The sequence below is a fragment of the Variovorax raffinosi genome (assembly GCF_051216615.1).
In the GTDB taxonomy this organism is placed as follows: domain Bacteria; phylum Pseudomonadota; class Gammaproteobacteria; order Burkholderiales; family Burkholderiaceae_C; genus Variovorax.
The window spans coordinates 1-2,472 of sequence record NZ_JBPJZR010000036.1; the positions used below are offsets into that span (position 1 = coordinate 1).

The 2,472-nt window shown below is 64.4% G+C and carries 3 protein-coding genes; all 3 read left to right on the forward strand.

The genetic code is table 11. The features are described 5' to 3' along the window. The first annotated feature begins 58 nt into the window (after window positions 1-58). The gene (locus tag ACSFB7_RS37720) at window positions 59-439 is read left to right on the forward strand and encodes a transposase (protein ID WP_435477435.1); all 381 of its coding nucleotides are present in this window, start codon (window positions 59-61) and stop codon (window positions 437-439) included. After that, complete coding sequence (tnpB, locus tag ACSFB7_RS37725) at window positions 427-771, forward strand: IS66 family insertion sequence element accessory protein TnpB (RefSeq protein WP_435477436.1); 345 nt, start codon at window positions 427-429, stop codon at window positions 769-771. The genes ACSFB7_RS37720 and tnpB overlap by 13 nt, the downstream gene beginning before the upstream one ends. Before the next feature lie 71 nt (window positions 772-842). Further along, a complete protein-coding gene (gene tnpC / locus ACSFB7_RS37730; RefSeq protein WP_435477437.1) occupies window positions 843-2,408 on the forward strand; it encodes an IS66 family transposase in 1,566 nt (521 codons plus the stop codon). Window positions 2,409-2,472: the final 64 nt, after the last annotated feature.

Below are 2,472 nucleotides of genomic sequence, written 5' to 3' on the forward strand. Positions count from 1 at the left end.
GTAAGCGCACGGTGAAGTCATCTTGATTGCCTGAGAGTCGGCAGGCATCGTGTCCGCGATGAATGATGTGGACGCAATAGATGGTGTGGTTAAGCGGGCGACCCGTCGCAAGCACAGCGCGCAGTTCAAGGCAGAGGTCCTTGAGGCGTGCCGGCAGCCGGATGCATCTGCCGCGGCGATCGCGAGGCTGTACAACCTGAATGCGAACGTGGTGCACCGGTGGCGTGCCGATGATCGCAGGGCTGCGTCGCCGAAGGCGACTGACGTTCCAACGTTGCCGATGCCCGACTTCATCGCGCTCGATGTGCAGCCCGAAGCCGAGATGCCGGCCCGTGACATCCGCATCGAACTGAAGCGAGGCAGCGCCACCGCAGTGGTGCATTGGCCGGTGGAATCAGCGTCGTCGTGCGCAGCCTGGCTGCGCGAGTGGCTGCGTTGATTCGCGTCGACGCCGTGTGGCTGGCCACCGAGCCGATCGACATGCGCGCTGGCACCGAGACGGCGCTCGCGCGCGTCGTGAAGGTGTTCGGCGCAGCGCAGCCGCACCACGCTTACTTGTTTGCCAATCGACGCGCCAACCGCATGAAGGTCCTTGTGCACGATGGCATCGGCATCTGGCTGTGCGCGCGTCGGCTGAACCAGGGCCGGTTCCTCTGGGCCAACGCGAGCCTGGGCACGCAGATGGCGATAACGCGTGAGCAACTCGACGCGCTCGTGCTCGGGTTGCCCTGGCAGCGCATAGGTTCAGCGGGCGTCATCACCGTGGTGTGATCGCACGGTGGCCGTGCAATTGCGGCAAACGCCGATGACATTCACACGCTCGCGCGGCACCATCCGTGCTCATGGTGGATGCCGAACAACTGGAGGGCCTCGATGCAGAGCAACTGCGCGAGGTGACCCTCCGGCTTCTCAAGGACTTGACTGAGCAGCAAAGCCTGCTCGAGGCCAAGGACCGATCGATCGAGACGCTCACGCGCGAGGTCACCTTCAAGTCCACCAAGGTCGACCAACTCACCCACGAGCTCGCACAGTACAAGCGCCTGCGCTTCGGGAAGAGCAGTGAGAAGCTCGACGCTGCACAGGCCAGCCTTCTGGAAGAGACGCTTGACGCCGACTTGGCGGCCATCGAAGAAGAGCTGAAGCAGCTTCGCCCGCCACCCAAGACCGAGGACAAGCAACAGCCGCGTCGCACGCAGCTGCCGGCAGACCTGCCGCGCGTCGATGTCCGCCACGAACCCGAGTCGACTACCTGCACGTGCGGCTGCGCGCTCAAGCGCATCGGCGAAGACGTGGCTGAGAAGCTCGATTACGTTCCCGGTGTGTTCTCCGTCGAGCGGCATGTGCGAGGCAAGTGGACGTGCGCGAAGTGCCAGACGCTGATCCAGGCGCCGGTGCCGGCCCAGGTGATCGACAAGGGCATCCCCACCGCCGGCCTACTGGCGCAGGTGATGGTGGCCAAGTACGCCGACCACCTGCCGCTGTACCGCCAGGAAACGATCTTCGGGCGTGCCGGCCTGGCCATCCCGCGCTCGACGCTTGGTGCGTGGGTCGGCACATGCGGCGTACGCCTGCAACCCCTGGTCGACGCACTCAGGGGTGCCATCCTCGCTCACGGCGTACTGCATGCCGACGAGACCCCGGTGGCAATGCTTAAGCCCGGCACGGGCAAGACGCATCGTGCCTATCTGTGGGCCTACACACCAGGCGCCTTCGAAGACATGAAGGCCGTGGTCTACGACTTCGCCGACAGCCGGGCTGGCCAGCACGCGCAGGACTTCCTGGGCGAATGGCGTGGCGCACTCGTTTGTGACGACTACTCAGGCTACAAGGCCCTGCTGGCCAAGGGCGTCGTCGAAGCTGGCTGCCTAGCACACGCCCGGCGCAAGTTTGTCGAGCTGCACACAACGAACAAGAGTCACGTCGCAGAGGCAGGCATCCAGTACTTCGCTCGGCTCTACGAGATCGAGCGTGAGGTGAAGGACCTGAACGCAGATGAGCGGCATCGCATCCGCCAAGCGCGGGGTCGGCCGATCGCCGAGGCACTGCATGCCTGGATGATCGCGCAGCGGCTCAAGGTCCCGGAAGGTTCAGGGACAGCCAAAGCACTGAACTACAGCCTGAAGCGCTGGCCTGCGCTGACGCGCTACCTGGACGACGGCAACTTGCCTGCAGACAACAACTGGGTGGAGAACCAGATCCGGCCGATTGCCGTGGGCAGAGGGAACTGGCTGTTCGCTGGGAGCCTCCGTGCCGGGCAACGCGCCGCAGCCATCATGAGCTTGATCCAGTCAGCCAAGCTCAATGGCCACGATCCGTATGCCTATCTGAAGGACGTGTTCTTGCGCCTTCCAACACAGCCGCATAGCCGCATCGACGAACTGCTGCCGCATCGCTGGCAGCACAGCTGACCACCTGCTCGCGCTCGCCGCCAAATGTGCGGCCCTCGTCAAGATGTGTTCGCCGCGTGCTTAC